Annotated in this window: 14 protein-coding genes; all 14 read right to left on the reverse strand. The window is 40.0% G+C overall.

Going from position 1 to position 16,524, the window contains the following annotated elements:
* Positions 1-494 precede the first annotated feature (494 nt).
* The 14 genes from rplT to M2135_RS11880 all read right to left on the reverse strand — a co-directional run bounded on the left by rplT (position 495) and on the right by M2135_RS11880 (position 16,493).
* On the reverse strand, positions 495-839 hold the full coding sequence (rplT, locus tag M2135_RS11815) for a 50S ribosomal protein L20 (RefSeq protein ID WP_280748713.1): 345 nt from the start codon (positions 837-839) through the stop codon (positions 495-497).
* A gap of 105 nt (positions 840-944) precedes the next feature.
* Complete coding sequence (rpmI, locus tag M2135_RS11820) at positions 945-1,142, reverse strand: 50S ribosomal protein L35 (protein ID WP_280748714.1); 198 nt, start codon at positions 1,140-1,142, stop codon at positions 945-947.
* Positions 1,143-1,200: 58 nt separating this feature from the next.
* Entirely contained in the window at positions 1,201-1,830 is a 630-nt protein-coding gene (infC, locus tag M2135_RS11825) for a translation initiation factor IF-3 (RefSeq protein ID WP_280748715.1), read from the reverse strand.
* A 33-nt stretch (positions 1,831-1,863) separates the two neighbouring features.
* Positions 1,864-3,822: a threonine--tRNA ligase gene (gene thrS, locus M2135_RS11830; protein WP_280748716.1), complete on the reverse strand. Its 1,959-nt coding sequence runs from the start codon at positions 3,820-3,822 to the stop codon at positions 1,864-1,866.
* A gap of 142 nt (positions 3,823-3,964) precedes the next feature.
* Positions 3,965-6,049, reverse strand: coding sequence for a tetratricopeptide repeat protein (locus M2135_RS11835; RefSeq protein WP_280748717.1), 2,085 nt, complete (start codon positions 6,047-6,049; stop codon positions 3,965-3,967).
* A gap of 926 nt (positions 6,050-6,975) precedes the next feature.
* The gene (locus M2135_RS11840) at positions 6,976-7,302 is read right to left on the reverse strand and encodes an acetyl-CoA carboxylase biotin carboxyl carrier protein subunit (RefSeq protein ID WP_280748718.1); all 327 of its coding nucleotides are present in this window, start codon (positions 7,300-7,302) and stop codon (positions 6,976-6,978) included.
* A 24-nt stretch (positions 7,303-7,326) separates the two neighbouring features.
* A complete protein-coding gene (locus M2135_RS11845) occupies positions 7,327-8,874 on the reverse strand; it encodes an acyl-CoA carboxylase subunit beta (RefSeq protein WP_280748719.1) in 1,548 nt (515 codons plus the stop codon).
* A 25-nt stretch (positions 8,875-8,899) separates the two neighbouring features.
* Positions 8,900-9,457, reverse strand: coding sequence for a peptide deformylase (gene def / locus M2135_RS11850; protein ID WP_280748720.1), 558 nt, complete (start codon positions 9,455-9,457; stop codon positions 8,900-8,902).
* Between the two features lie 3 nt (positions 9,458-9,460).
* Entirely contained in the window at positions 9,461-9,883 is a 423-nt protein-coding gene (gene ruvX, locus M2135_RS11855; protein WP_280748721.1) for a Holliday junction resolvase RuvX, read from the reverse strand.
* Positions 9,884-9,954: 71 nt separating this feature from the next.
* A complete protein-coding gene (locus tag M2135_RS11860; RefSeq protein ID WP_280748722.1) occupies positions 9,955-11,352 on the reverse strand; it encodes an undecaprenyl-phosphate glucose phosphotransferase in 1,398 nt (465 codons plus the stop codon).
* Positions 11,353-11,471: 119 nt separating this feature from the next.
* On the reverse strand, positions 11,472-12,611 hold the full coding sequence (locus M2135_RS11865; protein ID WP_280748723.1) for an OmpA family protein: 1,140 nt from the start codon (positions 12,609-12,611) through the stop codon (positions 11,472-11,474).
* Between the two features lie 335 nt (positions 12,612-12,946).
* Positions 12,947-13,819 (reverse strand): glucose-1-phosphate thymidylyltransferase RfbA, encoded by an 873-nt coding sequence (gene rfbA, locus M2135_RS11870; RefSeq protein ID WP_280748724.1) that lies wholly within the window; start codon positions 13,817-13,819, stop codon positions 12,947-12,949.
* Positions 13,820-14,137: 318 nt separating this feature from the next.
* Positions 14,138-15,268 (reverse strand): esterase, encoded by a 1,131-nt coding sequence (locus M2135_RS11875; protein ID WP_280748725.1) that lies wholly within the window; start codon positions 15,266-15,268, stop codon positions 14,138-14,140.
* A gap of 16 nt (positions 15,269-15,284) precedes the next feature.
* Complete coding sequence (locus tag M2135_RS11880; protein ID WP_280748726.1) at positions 15,285-16,493, reverse strand: esterase; 1,209 nt, start codon at positions 16,491-16,493, stop codon at positions 15,285-15,287.
* Between the last annotated feature and the right edge of the window lie 31 nt (positions 16,494-16,524).

Consider the following 16,524-nt stretch of genomic DNA (forward strand, 5'->3'; position numbering starts at 1 on the left):
AGGTCTGTGCTCAGGGGAGTAAACAATATCCCATACTTCCTGTTTAGACTCAAAAATATTTATGCCTAGCTCCACAACTTTACGGGGTGAGCCATAATTATAGCATTTCAAAAGGGTAATAGGCCTAAAATAAAAAGAGGTGATCATGGATCACCTCTTCTATTATAAAAAGCCGCACCTAGATATGAACAAACTCCGTATGACAAGATTTGAGTGCTTTGCCACCTTTGTAATCCGCTGTGCAAAATGCATACCTCGAAAGGCGCGGCCCGCCATTAGCAACAAGAGCGATGTCTCGGAATTAATATAAACTGATGAGTTTCCCAATCGAAAGTGCGGCTAACTCATTTGTCTATTCTCCTATCACAAATATATAGAGAACAACTGACATTTCCAAACAAAATCGACCTGAACTTCTCAAGTACTTTTATATAAAACAAAAAAGGAATCCCTTTGTTCAAGGGATTCCTTTCATTTGTTGTAAGTATAGTAACTTATTTCACTTTATCAACAATTGCTTTGAATGCTTCCGGATGGTTCATAGCCAAATCGGCCAAAACTTTACGATTGATTTCAATCCCTTTAGCATGTAAAGCACCCATTAAACGGGAATAAGACATTCCTTCCAAACGAGCAGCAGCATTGATACGCTGAATCCATAATGCACGGAAAGAACGTTTTTTGTTACGACGATCACGGAAAGCATACGTTAACCCTTTCTCCCAAGTGTTTTTTGCTACAGTCCACACGTTTTTACGTGCACCATAGTACCCTCTTGTAAGCTTTAAAATCCGTTTTCTTTTTGCTCTTGAAGCAACATGATTTACTGATCTAGGCATAATTCTAATCTGTTTTTGAATGTTAGCGCCATCATTGAAGTGATGATCTTGTAAGCTAAATACATTCGGTTAATAAAAATCGTTTTTAAACTCGCTTAATTAAGACTACTTGAGACCAAGCATTGATTTTACATTATTCACATCAGAGGCATGAACCAATCCGGTGTGAGTAAGATTTCTCTTCTGTTTTTTCGTCTTCTTAGTCAGAATATGACTTTTAAAAGCGTGTTTTCTTTTGATTTTACCTGTTCCGGTAAGGGCAAACCTCTTTTTGGCACCGGAGATAGTCTTCATCTTAGGCATTTTGCTTATTATTTAATTATTAAAATTAGCGACCCACTACGGGTAACCTTCTATTATTTTATTCGTTATCTCCTCCTTCTTTCAGTTCTTCACTGGCCGATGGAGATGAATCTTCTGTCTTTTGAGGCGGTTTGACCCCTTCGCTTTTCTTCGGAGGAACAACACTTACCTTTTTGGGTGAAAGCATAATAATCATTCGCTTTCCTTCAAGAACCGGTAACTGTTCCACTTTTCCGTAATCTTCCAGATCATTGGCAAAACGGAGCAATAAGACCTCTCCTTGTTCTTTAAATAAAATAGAACGTCCTTTAAAAAAGACATATGCTTTTACTTTTGCGCCTTCCTGAAGAAAACCTTTAGCATGTTTCAGCTTGAAGTTATAATCATGATCGTCTGTCTGAGGGCCAAACCGTATCTCTTTAACAATCACTTTAACAGATTTTGCTTTCTGTTCTTTCTGGCGTTTTTTCTGTTGATAAAGAAATTTTTGGTAATCGGTTATCTTACAAACAGGTGGATCAGCATTCGGCGAAATTTCGACCAGATCAAGTCCCATATCCTCTGCCATTTTTAATGCTTGAGAAGTCGGATATACACCTTGTTCTACATCATCACCGACTAATCGAACCTCACGCACCCGAATACGTTCATTAATTCTGTACTGATCTTTCAGTTTATCATTCTTCATTCAAAAAGATTTATTCTCCTCGTTATTAGTTATTTAATTGTTTGTATTCCGCCAACGATTCATCATTTCTTCTACTTCATCGTTCAAAAGCGCAGCAAATGTAGCAATTTTCATCGAACCTTTATCACCTTCGCCCTGTTTTCTTACGGAAACTTCATTATTTTCAGCTTCTTTTTCACCGACAATCAGCATATAAGGTATTCGCTTCAATTCATTATCACGAATCTTCCGGCCGACTTTCTCATTACGATCATCAACCACTACACGTATATCTTGTTCTTCCAATTCACGGGCAATCTCCCAGGCATAATCATTAAACTTCTCACTGATTGGTAATATAGCCACTTGGTCTGGAGTCAACCACAGAGGAAATTTACCTCCGGTATGCTCAATCAAAACAGCTACAAAACGTTCCATAGAACCAAACGGAGCCCGATGAATCATTACCGGACGATGTTTTTTATTATCCTCACCTGTATATTCCAGATCAAAACGTTCAGGCAAGCTATAGTCTACCTGGATAGTACCCAGCTGCCAACGGCGTCCGATCGCATCTTTGACCATAAAATCCAACTTCGGTCCATAGAAAGCAGCTTCACCCAATTCGACACGTGCGTTCAACCCTTTCTCCTGACAAGCTTCAACAATTGCTTTTTCTGCCTTTTCCCAATTTTCATCTGCTCCAATATATTTCTCTTTATTATTCGGATCACGCAAAGAGATCTGAGCCTCAAAATTCTCAAAATCAAGTGCCTTAAAAATAATAAAGATAATATCCATAACTTTCAGGAATTCATCCTTCAGCTGATCAGGACGGCAGAAGAGGTGGGCATCATCCTGTGTAAACCCACGAACACGCGTTAAGCCATGCAACTCCCCACTTTGCTCATACCGATAAACCGTTCCGAATTCTGCAAAACGGATAGGCAAATCTTTGTACGAACGTGGTATTGTTTTATAAATTTCACAGTGGTGAGGACAGTTCATCGGTTTCAACAAGAACTCCTCTCCTTCTTGTGGAGTATGTATCGGTTGAAAAGAATCTTTTCCGTATTTTTCATAATGCCCGGATGTCACATACAACTGCTTTCCGCCAATATGCGGAGTCATAACCTGTTGGTAACCATATTTCTTCTGAATACGTTTCAAAAAGTCTTCCAACTTCAAACGCAACTGAGTTCCTCTTGGCAACCACAAGGGTAATCCTGCACCTACGGCTTGTGAAAAAGTAAACAGTTGAAGTTCCTTTCCTATCTTACGGTGATCTCGCTTTTTAGCTTCTTCCAAAAAGGCGAGATACTCATCCAACATCTTTTTCTTAGGGAAGGTGATTCCATACAAACGAACCAATTGTTTACGCGTCTCATCACCACGCCAATAAGCACCGGCAACACTCAACACCTTGACTGCTTTTATATAAGATGTATTTGGCAAGTGAGGACCACGACACAAATCGGTAAATGCTCCCTGTGTATAAGTGGTAATCGTTCCGTCTTCGAGTTCACCAATTAACTCTGTTTTATAAACTTCACCACGATCACCGAATTTTGTTAATGCATCAGCTTTAGCTATTTCCTGACGTTGAATCTCTTCCTTCTTAGCTGCCAGTTCCAACATCTTTGCCTCTATCGTCGGGAAATCACTCTCTTTAATCGTAGCACCTTCTCCCGGATCAACATCATAATAGAATCCGTTTTCAATAGCCGGACCGATACCAAACTTTATCCCGGGATAAAGTTCCTGCAAAGCCTCGGCCATTAAATGGGCACTGGAATGCCAATAGGCATGTTTCCCCTCTTCATCATCCCATTTCAGTAACTTTACTGTGGAGTCTTGATGAATAGGACGTGTTAAATCCCAGGTATCGCCATTTACATCTGCGGCCAATACATCCTGAGCCAAACGTGAACTGATACTTTCTGCTATCTGTAATGCAGTAGTTCCTTTAGCAAATTCTCTTACGGTATTATCCGGAAAAGTTATTTTTATCATATGCAATTACTCTATTTTCAATATTCAAGGTGCAAAGGTACGATTCTTTTCAAAAATACATATCCATATATCTAAAATAATTTCATCGGTAACAATCGATTATCCACCTAATAGTCAGAAAAGAGGATGAAATTAGAATAGATCAATTACTGGTCATTCGTTTAATGATACTATAGGCATTAATGATCCCCAACTCCCCTGCTTTACTCAGATCGGCAATACCCCGCGAGGCATCTCCCAGCGACAAGCGTGCCAAACCTCTGTTAAAATAAGCTTCCGCAAACTCCGGGTCGTGTTCAATAGCATCATTGTAATCCTGAATAGCCGCACGGAAATCACGCTGGGCACAACGCATATTCCCCCGATTAAAATAGGCATAGACAAATCCCGGATTCTGCCTGAGCACCAGATCGTAATCACGAATAATCATCTCATGCTCATACGATCTTTTATTATCCTTCAAGGCTGTCGAAGTCGGATCAGAAGAAGCAGACTGCTGCTGGTTTCTCCCGACATTCAGATTCATCATCGACCCAATTTCATTGGCAGAGGTTTGCGACATCGTATATTCCAACTGCTTATACCGAACAATTGCCCGATTAAAATAAGCCATGATAAAGGTCGGATCCAATTCGATCGTTTTATCATAATCTTTTATCGCCTCGGCAAAGTCCTGGACAAGCATATAATCAATTGCTCTCCCGAAATAATGGACAGCCTTATCCGGTTCCTGAGCAATTTTAGCCGAATAGTTGTCTATCGATGAGAAATGAACGGCGATCTGTCCCTCCGTCAAAGCCGCTTCCTGATTGGTAATTAATAATATCCGGTCGAGTATCATCTGTTGATTAAAATCTTCGATCGTTTTATCGTAATAGATGATCTTTTTGACCAATTCAGGTTTTTCATAATAGGTCAGAATAAATTGAGGTTCCAGATCAACGCGAACATTCCTGTCCTGAACCCGTCCTCTGATCTCGCTTTGATATTTATTTTTTTGTTCGGTCTCTTTATCGTAGATAACCAATCGGTTAAATTTATTGATATTCGTATCCGATTGTTCCCGGGTCTTATCTTCTTCATCCTGATCAGTATCCGCTGTCGAATGCGTACCCGCGCGATTCGATTGCTGATTTTTCTTCAGTTCCTGTTCTCTTTCATAGGCGATCCAGTTATCACGCTCCGCCCCGGCATTATCGCCCATCTTCCGTTTCGCTTCGGCACGGCTATAATAGCCCGGTAAGAAATTGGGATATTCATTTAAAACCACATTAAAATCGTTGATTGCCCCTTCATAATCAGCCGTTTCATAATGCAATAGTGCTCGATTATAATACGCCATATAATTATCAGGTTCTTGTGCGATTACCACATCAAAATCTTCAATGGCCCGATTATTATCTCCTACCTGAAAACGCAACAACCCGCGGTTAAATCTGGCGATCAGGTTCCGGCTATCAATTTCAATCACCTGATCATAATCAGCCATCGCTCCTCGCAAGTCATTCAAATGGTACCTGACTAATCCGCGATTGATATAATAACCACTCTCCCGATTATTCAGACGCACCGCTTCATTCAGATCGGCCAATGCTCCGTCAAAATTATTCTGCTGATAACGCAATATAGCCCGATTTCCATAAGCAGGTGCGTAATATGGATCCATCTCTACCGCTTTATCGTAATCGGCCAAAGCGCGTAAGGTATCACCTTTCTCGGTATACATCGCACCACGAAGCAAATAATTCATCGAGTTGTTTGCATGCGATTTCATAAGTGCGGCAAAAACCTCCTCCGCATGATCAAACTCTTTCTTCTGGATATAGGCAACCGCTTTGTTGACAAGCATGGAACGGTCGGTAGGCCTAAACTCTAACCCTTTGGTATAATCATCAATTGCTCCATTCAGGTTCTCCTGACTCTGCCGGGCAATGCCCCGGGCAAAATACGCCTGCACCAGAAAGGGATTACGCTCCAGGCACATCGAACAATCTTCCTCCGCTCCACTATAGTCGTCCAGATTGATTTTTGCAACAGCACGGTAGAAATAGGGTTCTGCCAGCCAAGGCTTTGAGCGGATGACCTGATTGAAGTATTGAATCGAAAGCACATAATCTTCAAAATAAAGCGCATTCCTGCCGATTGCAAGTACACGATCCGTATTAATTTGCGCAGACAGGGATAGTGAACATATGGACAAAAATAAAAAGACTACAATTTTCTTCATTCCTCTCTATATTACATCTTCGGAGATTGTAATCAAACCAATAATGTTGTGTTTCATCCGAATATCAGGCAAAAATAAAGAAATAATCTTAGGAAATATAGAGGGGTTGCTTAAAAACTATAAAAAGAGGTTTGCATTGTCAAATGCTAACATAACGTGAGTTCGATATAAGTTTCAAATTGAAGGATATGTGAAGATAGTGAAGGCGAACGCCACAGGCGTTAAATGTGCATAACCCCGGGTCGATCCGCTACGCTTCTCTTCACCCGGGGTTATGCATATTAAATCCCTGTGGGATTTGGCCTTCGGAAAACCAAATTTTACCCAATCTGAAAATAACTCTTTATTTCAAACTCATGTTAACATATAGTTGTATCAGCTTTGTTAATATCCAAAAAGTCAGAAAAGATAAGATCTACTTTTGGCCCCCCCATTTTATCAATTTACGCTCCTGAGCGTTGCATATTCGCGGGCAACTGCAAGGTCGTTCGGAAATATCGTCTGCATTTGAGGGTTAATTTCTATTCAAATAACTGATTACAACTCAATTACACCTGTTTTTTTAATTCAAGAAAAAAACCAAAATGTCGCTGTCGGTTTATTTGAAGCATGACAAATACTTTTCTGTTAGAGGTACCTCTAAATTCGTTTACACCTACCTCTAAATGAATTTACACGTACCTCTAAATTATTTTAGACGTACCTCTAACAAAAAACAGAGGTAGGTGTAACAAAAAAACTGTCAATATACTGTTTTTATTTCCTTTGGAGGATGTAGAAAAAAGTACGTATACTTTTCGAAAACGAAAACAAATATGGTTGATAGACCTAAAAAATAACCGTCTGTTTTAGTCAAAATAAAAACCGGGGATCACAATTGATTATCAACCAATTACAACCCCCAGTCTTTTCATTTATTAAAATTATTATTTCGGATCAATCTTTATCATCAAATGATTTTTACTGATCTTTTCACCCTCTTTTACATTGATTTTTTGAATAACTCCTGAAACGGGAGCGACTATGCGGTTCAACATTTTCATCGCTTCATGAATCAATAGCAGCTGACCGGCTTTTACCTGATCCCCCTCTTTCACCTTTAATTCGATAATGGTACCCGGAAGAGTAGAGAACACCTCTCCCTGAACCGGTTTATTCCATACAGGGCGGTGCTTATATTTATCGGTCAACAGCGTTTTGTATCTCCTGGCTGTAACCACAAAATCAACATATTCATTTACCTTCTTTTCCATATTGAAACAAGATTTAGATTTTTATCAGAACGGTGGTATTCCATGCTTTTTAGACGGACGCTCTTCTTCTTTCGATTCGGAAAGTTTAAGTGCATGCAACAACAAAGCACGCGTCTCTTTCGGTTCAATAACCGCATCAATAAACCCTTTCGATGCGGCAACATACGGATTGGCAAATTTTTCAATATACTCTTTCACCTTCTCTTGACGCATCTCCTCCTGATCGGCTGCCTCCATAATTTCCTTGCGGAAAATAATATTTGCAGCACCTTCCGGACCCATCACTGCGATCTCCGCACTTGGCCATGCAAACATAAAGTCAGCACCTAAGTGTCTTGAATTCATCGCAATATAACCTCCACCATACGCCTTACGCAAGATGACTGTAATCTTCGGAACCGTCGCCTCAGAATAGGCATACAACACCTTGGCACCATGACGAATAACGCCGGCATGTTCCTGGTCGACGCCCGGTAAATAACCCGGCATATCTTCCAAGGTTATGATCGGAATATTGAACGAGTCGCAGAAACGGATAAAACGAGCGGCCTTATCGGCACTATCACAATCCAACACACCAGCCAATACCATCGCCTGATTAGCGACAAAACCTACGGTTTCGCCGTTCATTCGCCCAAAGCCAATCACAATATTTGCTGCCCATAGTTCTTGTATTTCCAGAAAATCAGAATCGTCAATAATGCATTTGATCACATCCCTCACATCATACGGTTGTTTAGGATCAGCCGGAACGACATTTTCAATATTCTTTTTTGTTTTCGGATCCTTGGGTTTAGCCAGTTTGGCTTTTTCTTTATTGTTCCAAGGGATAAAGCTGATCAATCGCTTGACCTGCTCAAAACACTCTTGTTCACTTACGGCGTAAAAATGTGCATTCCCTGTAATTTCGGCATGTACACGCGCACCGCCCAGATCTTCCATCGAAATATCTTCTCCTAATACTGTTTTAATCACATTCGGTCCTGTGATAAACATTTTAGAGATATTTTCCACAACAAAAACAAAGTCTGTCAATGCCGGAGAATAAACAGCGCCACCTGCACACGGTCCCAAGATTAATGATAATTGCGGAATCACTCCGGATGCAATCGTATTACGGTAAAAAATCTCACCGTAACCGGCTAAAGCACTGACACCTTCCTGAATACGGGCACCACCGGAATCATTTATTCCGATAATCGGGCATTTCATTTTCAGGGCATGATCCATAATTTTAGTGATTTTACGGGCATGCTGTAACCCCAATGATCCACCTGCAACAGTAAAATCCTGTGCATAGATACAAACCGGAGCACCAAAGATTGTTCCTGTTCCGGTAATAACACCATCTCCCGGAAAATCTTTTTTATCCATACCAAAATCACGTCCGTCGTGTTTGACAAACATATCATACTCCTGAAAAGAGTTCTTATCCAATAATGAAAGTATACGTTGACGAGCCGGGAGTTTCCCCATAGCTACCTGCTTCTCAATAGCAGCGTCGCCCCCACCCTTCTCTGCCTTGGCTTTCTTTTCGCGAAGAGTAAGGATGTTTTTAAATAAATCTGCCATAGTGATTAATTATAGAGTTTTTCTGTTATTTGCCCACAGCTTTTGCCCGATACGAGCAACGTGCGGTTCCTTTTATAATATCATTTAGTTTTCCTTTATTCAATTGGCGGCGGATACCTGAAATATTATCGATAAATACATGTCCTTCAAGATGTTCACATTCATGCTGTACCACGCGAGCTGCAAATCCTTCTATCTCTTCCTCCTGTTCGACAAAGTCTGTATCCATGTATTTTATTCGGATTTTACGGGCACGGGAAACTTTTTCATGGACACCCGGCAAACTGAGACATCCTTCTTCCAAAGTGATCTCTTCTTCACTCTGTTCAATAATTTCCGGATTCACCATTACGCGTTTAAATCCTTTACATTCCGGACAATCATCGCCCATAACATCTGCATCTATCACCAATAAACGAATGGATAATCCAACCTGAGGAGCAGCTAATCCCACTCCATCCGCATTATACATCGTTTCAAACATGTTATCCACCAATTGTTTCAAATTGGGATAATCTTTGGGTACATTTTCCGTTTCTTTTCGTAATACGGGCTGACCGTATAAATAGATGGGTAAAATCATATATTATTGTTGATGTTTTTTTGATTCTAAATAAGATTGTAAAATGATAACAGCACTGATCTCATCTACTAAGGCTTTATCTTGACGTTTCTTTTTCTTCAGGCCACCTTCCAACATGGCTTTGTGAGCCAATACCGATGTAAAACGTTCATCATAATATTCAACAGGAATTGTTGGAATTATCCGACGAAGATGTTTAACAAAGGCTTCAATATATGGCATGTTTTCCGAAAACTCATTATTCATCTGTTTAGGAAGGCCTATAATAAATAAATCGACGGGTTCTTGTTTGATATAGTTGGACAGATAATTGACAACCTCCCCACTTGAGACGGTTGCCAGGCCATTTGCTATAAGCTGCAATGTATCCGTGACAGCTAATCCTGTCCGTTTACGACCATAGTCTATAGACAATATTCTTCCCATTGTTTGCAAAGATAAGAGAAATATAGATACAGATTACACAAACTTACAGAAAGTGTGCAACCATCAGCCTATCAGTAGGCATTTTTCTCCCCTTTAAACATATTGAACACCGTCACAACAATGATTTTTAAATCCAGGAAAAAAGACCAATTTTCGATATACCACACATCTCTTTTTACGCGTCCTTCCATCTGTTCCAGCGTTCTGGTTTCACCACGATAACCAGTGACTTGCGCCCATCCGGTAACACCCGGTTTTACTAAATGGCGCACCATGTACTTATCTATAATTGTAGAATATTGGTGGGTATGTTTCAACATATGTGGCCGTGGCCCTACAACAGACATATCCCCTATTAACACATTAAAAAATTGAGGAAATTCGTCCAGATTCGATCGACGAAGAAAACTGCCGAAACGTGTTTTGCGAGGATCATTTTCCTGCGCCTGCAAAGAGTCGGCCTGTGGATTAACACGCATTGTCCGGAATTTATAACAATAAAACTCCTGTCCATAGATACCTGTTCGCTTCTGTCTGAAAAAAATGGGTCCCGGAGAGGTTATTTTAATGATCGTCCCTACAATAATATATAATACGGGAAATACCGTGAGCAAAATACCCAAAGAGAAAACAACATCAAATGAACGTTTTAAGGCTCTGTTATAAGCCGACTGCAGTGGCTCACGTCGCACCGTCAAAAGAGGTATAGACTCCATGACCTCCATGACCAGACTCTTTTTTACATTCCGGTAGAACTCCGGTACAATATAAAAACGAATCATGTTCTTCTCCGCAAAATTCATTAGACGAAGCATTTTATCATCCTGCGTTCCCGGCAATGTACAGTAGATTTCATCTATTTCGTGCTGCAACACATAATCTTCTACCTCATGCGTCATACCCAGATAATTAGGCAATATCTCTTTCAAGGAAAGATTGTCATCGAAAAAACCCATCATATTAAAACCATACGACAAGTCTTCTTTCATGACCCTGTAAAGTTCCATCCCGTTCTTTCCCGCACCGACAATAATAACCTTTTTAAAATTATACCCTTTCCGGCGATAAATTTTTAATGAAACGCGCACCACAACCCTCCATAGAGCAAAAAGCACGACCAATGTCAGATAATAAACCACAATAAAGGTAGCCAATACATCACCGATATTCATGAATATCAGACAGGTCGAAAACAAGATGATAAAAAAGGTAATTAATACAAATGCCCTTTGAACGATTTTATCTATAAAGACAACGGATAGGTGCAACTGTATCGGAATGAAATACAAAGAAAAGAAATAACAGAAATTTAATAATAACACGACTTCGCGTAGGCTGTATGATAAACCTACCGTATAATAATCACTCAAAGAGTAATATACTATAAAAAATAAAGCATTTATTATGATCAGATCCCCTACTCCAATAAGCCATTGAATAAGGTAGCCGCGTTTCTTATAAAAATCCATCCCGATAGTTCTAAAATCTCACAAAAGTAAACATTATTCCTGAGCAAAAAAAAAGCTGCGCAATATTGCGCAGCTTTATCTTATATTTCGATTTTATGAGTATCGATAGCGATAATCAATTAATCATTTGCAGTCATAATAACTACACGGTTCCAGTTGTTTTCGCTATAAGGCTGAACATCAGAACCTTTCCACTCGATAGTGATCTGGTTAGAAGAGATGCCATATTTATCAACTAACTGTTTAGCAACCGCTCTCGCACGTTTTTCCGACAATTGCATGTTATAAGGAGAAGTACCTGTTTTCTGATCGGCATAACCAATCACTTTGATAGGTACGTTATTTTCCTTCATGAACTGAGAAGTGTTGTAAATATTGATTTCCTGATTTTTGTCAATAACAGAACTATTCAAGCGGAAATAAACAACATTTTCTGCATAGTTCTTTTCAACAACTGTTACAGCTTCCGGACAGTCAGGACAAGATACCGGACGTTTGCTCAATTCATCATTAGCAGCACGTAATGAGTTGATTTGATTATTCAAATCATTCAACAAAGCGTAATCCATCGGTTCCATAACTTCGAAATCAGTTTTACCCAATTTGAATGTCAAACCTGCACTTAACTGAGCGATACCATCACTTAATTTACGTTTAGATACACGGTTGAAATCTTCGTTCAATAATGATCCTTGTAATTCAACATTCAAGTCAATACGTTTGCTTAAACGGAACGCTGTCAAAATACCACCATTTAATGAAGGAGACTCTGTTCTTGGATAACCTTGATTTTTGAAACGTTGAGCATAACCCAAACCAATCCAAGGAATCAAACGGAACACTTTTGACTCACTGTATACACCAAAGTAATTGGTTACATCCCACATAAAGTCAAAATGACCTGCAAAATATTTATTATGTTGCAGTTGCTGTGGAGAAGTTTCACCCACATAACCATGGATCACTCCACCATTCAGTTGAAGACGAGTCCCGAAATAGGGATTAAACCATTTACCTACTGATAATTGAGGGGCAAAATTCAAACGATCCATGAAATCTTGCTCATTATTATCATCACCATACAACACACTTGCACCACCAGCAATAGAAATAAACCAGTTATCACTGGCCTTGTTTCTCTTAAATGTGGTCTTTCTGCCAATCTCATTATTCTGAGCAGCCATCGGCTGGTATTCTTGTGCAGCCACAGAATATACAAATCCTGACAGTAACGCGAAAAGTAATACTTTAAACTTCATATCAATTAATTTTAAAATTAAACAATCAATTACCAGACAAAGCCCATTATCGAGCAAAATTAACACTTTTTCATCTTATAACAAGCATTCTTTGAAATTTGTTTCTATTATATTCTAAAAATAGTTCACTCTCTGAGAGTTTCTTTTCTCTTAAATCAAATATCTATATATAATGTAAGATCAAAATTATCATTTGCTTCACAAAAAGGGTAGGCATTATCGCTATAAAATTGGCTTCATACTGTAAATCATAACGCGATTATATACACCATAAAACGACCAAAAGCAAATCCCTACAATCTATTATCGCCATAACAGATGTTTCTGTTTCCTTTTCACTTCATTAAGCCTAATAAATACTGCCCATACTGATTTTTCTCCATCACACGAGCAATTGTTTCCAATTCCTGTTTATCGATCCAACCTTTTCGGTAAGCGATCTCTTCCAGACAGGCTATTTTCAGTCCTTGTCTTTTTTCGATGACTTCTACAAAGGTGGATGCTTCCGACAAAGAATCATGTGTTCCCGTATCCAACCAGGTAAATCCTCTTCCCAATAATTGCACCATTAATGCGTCATTATCAAGAAACTGTTGATTGACCGAAGTGATCTCAAGTTCCCCACGAGAAGATGGCTTTATCTGTTTCGCTATTTCTATCACTTTATTCGGATAAAAATAAAGACCCACTACCGCATAATTCGATTGCGGATCAACCGGCTTTTCTTCAATACTCAAAGCATTCCCATCCGTATCAAACGAAACCACCCCGTAGCGTTCCGGATCGTTCACATAGTAACCAAACACAGTTGCTTTTTGTTTTGTTTTCACATTTTCAACCGCATTTTTTAACATACTTGTAAATCCCTGGCCATAAAAAATATTATCCCCCAACACCAAACAGACATCATCTGTTCCGATAAACTCTTCACCTATAATAAAGGCTTGTGCCAATCCATCAGGGGAAGGTTGTTCGGCATATGAAAAATGTACACCATACGCTGAACCATCTCCTAACAAACGACGAAAAGCGGGTAAATCCTGGGGAGTAGAAATAATAAGAATATCCTGAATGCCAGCCAGCATCAATATCGATATCGGATAATAAATCATTGGTTTATCATATACAGGCAAAAGTTGTTTCGAGACACCTTTTGTTATTGGGTATAAACGTGTTCCGGATCCTCCGGCTAATACAATACCTTTCATTTCTCCTATATTAACGGTTAACCAATTTTACAATTGAAGCGACAAATATATACAATTTATTCTGATTTTAACAAAAAAAATGCTGAAGTTCTTTATTTTTCAATGGCGATATAAGAAGGATCATCCCGAACGACTCCTTTGTTGATTTAAAATGACATAGGTAATCCGCCAAAGACATTCGACGATTACAAGAGATTTAGTGTTGACTAAAAAGATTCAACACGAGGAACAGGTTCTTTAACAAATTAAAAATCAAATAAGAACCATATTCTCCGTATTGAACCTTCTTTTCAAATCTCCTTTAATATAATAGGTATGTTATCTGAACAGCATCGGCGCCATCGTATTCAGGTAGTCACGCCAATTCGACCAGGTATGTCCGCCGCCTGTGATATGGAAGGTATGTTCCAGTCCGTTGCGTGTCAACGCTTCATCCAACATTTTAGCAGCAGGGAAAGCAAAGTCCACATCACCGCAAGCGATCCAGTAGAGTTTGTAACCCGCCTTTTTCAGAGCCTGTAATTGCTCATCCACTTCCTGTCCTTCACGCAGTCCCATACTCATCGGGCAGATATAACCAAACAGTCCCGGATAATTATTTGTCACATTCACTGTGTGTCCTCCACCCATAGATAGACCGGAAACAGCACGTGAATCGCGTTCGGCAATCACACGGTAGTTTTTCTCAATGTACGGAACAATATCCTTGGCTAAGCTATGAATATACAGATTGGCATTTGCCGGGTCTCTATAATCATATGCATTTTCCGGCAACATCAGTGGTTTGGCGGCCTGTTGTCCCGGATTACCGTTAGGCATGACAACAATCATCGGTTTTGCTTTACCCTGTTCGATTAAATTATCGAGGATCTCGCAGGCACGTCCCATATTCGACCAGGCATCTTCGTCACCACCTCCACCATGAAGCAGGTAAAGGACAGGGTATTTCTGAGTACCTGTCTCATAACCATAAGGGGTGTAAACATACATCCGCCTGTTCATCTTAAGCGTTGGCGAATCAAACCATACTTTCGACAGATTACCTCTTTTATTGGCTTCTTTATAATTGGCTGTTTTAGCACCTTCTACGAATAACATACTGAGATAACGTGTTCCATCACGTTGCATCAGGATATTTTGGGCATCACTCATATTCACTCCGTCGACGATGAAATGGTAGGTGTAAATTTCCGGACTTGGCGATTTAATGGCCACTTCCCAAACCCCTTCTCCATTTTTCTTGAGAGCCTCTGAAGAGGTGTTACTCTCCATCCAGGAGCCATAAAGTTTAACTTCCTTGGCATTCGGAGCATTGATACGGAATGTTACGTTCCCTCCGGCAAACTCGGGAGAAACAATTTGGGCGCGATTAGCAAAGTTTGCAATTTCCTGTGCCGACAGCCATACGCTGCATAATAACAGGGAGATAGTATATAAGTAAGTTCTCATCTTTTTCTTGTTTTATTTATTTAAATAACATTGGAGCATATTCGGATAAATAGATTCGCCAGTTATCCCAGGTATGGCCGCCACCGCTTTCACGATAGACATACTTAAAATCAATTCCATCCATCTTTTTCATGCTTTCGATCACACCATTGTATAAGAAGTCCGTATTCCCACAGGCGATCCAATACAGTTTATAACCGTTTTTCTTTTGTACTTCCAGTTTTTTCATAAACTCACTTTCCGCGTTCGGATCCTGATTATTACCGCCCATAGTGGTTACAACCGGAGGAGCTGAAAAGACTCCGACATAGTCGAACATATTCGGATACAGGGAAGAGATACGTGAAGAATGCATACCCCCCATAGATAAACCGGCTATCGCTCGATTTGCTTTATTTTTCTTCACGCGATAATTGCTTTCTACAAACTTGATGATATCGCCGAAGGTATCTTCCATGCTGGCAACCGCTTCTCTTTGTCCGCCACCCATTGCAGGCTTGAACATACCATGGCTTGATTCGCCGGGAGCAGCCGGATTTTGCGTATGTCCATTAGGCATGACGACGATCATCGGTTTCGCTTTTCCCTGCGCAATCAGATTGTCTAATATCTGTGAAGTACGTCCCAATGCGATCCACGCTTCTTCATCTCCGCCCGAACCATGGAGCAGATAAAGTACCGGATAAGTTTGATTATTACTTTCATAACCCGGAGGTGTATAAATCGTAATTCTGCGTTGAGCCTGTAACCCGGGCGAATCATACCATCTGCGCGTGACGCTTCCGTGCGGAATGTCCTTTACTCCGTACAACCCGTCACGTCCGTCGGCGATGATAAAGATATTGGTCACAGTGGCCACGTCACGGATTTGATAGACATTGTTCGGATCGCTGGTTTTTACACCGTCGACAATGAAAGAATAACTATACAACTCCGGTTGAAGCGGAGAGGGAGTCGTGAATTCCCATACGCCGTTTTCTTTCTCGGTCAGGTCTGCATTGCCGGCCGCATCCATCTCTCCGAATGAAGTTTGTATCTTCTGTTTCGGCAAAAAATCACCGGTGAGTTGAACCTTTATCGCTTTGGGCGCGACAAAACGGAATGTTACGGTATTATCCGGATGAATTTCGGGTGAAACAATAGCCTGTCCACCGAATAACGCTTGTTGAGCATATATCGCTGTGGATATGATCAACCCTAATGAAATAATAAAAAATTTGTTCATAACTGATCTAATAAAATTGGTATTAAAAAAT

Origin of the sequence: Parabacteroides sp. PF5-9 (genome assembly GCF_029893105.1) — a bacterium.
Taxonomy (GTDB): Bacteria; Bacteroidota; Bacteroidia; order Bacteroidales; family Tannerellaceae; genus JARXWG01.

Bases quoted from the DNA above. Each gene is read 5' to 3' on its own strand.
- rplT (WP_280748713.1), bottom strand. From the start codon at position 839: ATGCCTAGATCAGTAAATCATGTTGCTTCAAGAGCAAAAAGAAAACGG.
- rpmI (WP_280748714.1), bottom strand. From the start codon at position 1,142: ATGCCTAAGATGAAGACTATCTCCGGTGCCAAAAAGAGGTTTGCCCTT.
- infC (WP_280748715.1), bottom strand. From the start codon at position 1,830: ATGAAGAATGATAAACTGAAAGATCAGTACAGAATTAATGAACGTATT.
- thrS (WP_280748716.1), bottom strand. From the start codon at position 3,822: ATGATAAAAATAACTTTTCCGGATAATACCGTAAGAGAATTTGCTAAA.
- M2135_RS11835 (WP_280748717.1), bottom strand. From the start codon at position 6,049: ATGAAGAAAATTGTAGTCTTTTTATTTTTGTCCATATGTTCACTATCC.
- M2135_RS11840 (WP_280748718.1), bottom strand. From the start codon at position 7,302: ATGGAAAAGAAGGTAAATGAATATGTTGATTTTGTGGTTACAGCCAGG.
- M2135_RS11845 (WP_280748719.1), bottom strand. From the start codon at position 8,874: ATGGCAGATTTATTTAAAAACATCCTTACTCTTCGCGAAAAGAAAGCC.
- def (WP_280748720.1), bottom strand. From the start codon at position 9,457: ATGATTTTACCCATCTATTTATACGGTCAGCCCGTATTACGAAAAGAA.
- ruvX (WP_280748721.1), bottom strand. From the start codon at position 9,883: ATGGGAAGAATATTGTCTATAGACTATGGTCGTAAACGGACAGGATTA.
- M2135_RS11860 (WP_280748722.1), bottom strand. From the start codon at position 11,352: ATGGATTTTTATAAGAAACGCGGCTACCTTATTCAATGGCTTATTGGA.
- M2135_RS11865 (WP_280748723.1), bottom strand. From the start codon at position 12,611: ATGAAGTTTAAAGTATTACTTTTCGCGTTACTGTCAGGATTTGTATAT.
- rfbA (WP_280748724.1), bottom strand. From the start codon at position 13,819: ATGAAAGGTATTGTATTAGCCGGAGGATCCGGAACACGTTTATACCCA.
- M2135_RS11875 (WP_280748725.1), bottom strand. From the start codon at position 15,268: ATGAGAACTTACTTATATACTATCTCCCTGTTATTATGCAGCGTATGG.
- M2135_RS11880 (WP_280748726.1), bottom strand. From the start codon at position 16,493: ATGAACAAATTTTTTATTATTTCATTAGGGTTGATCATATCCACAGCG.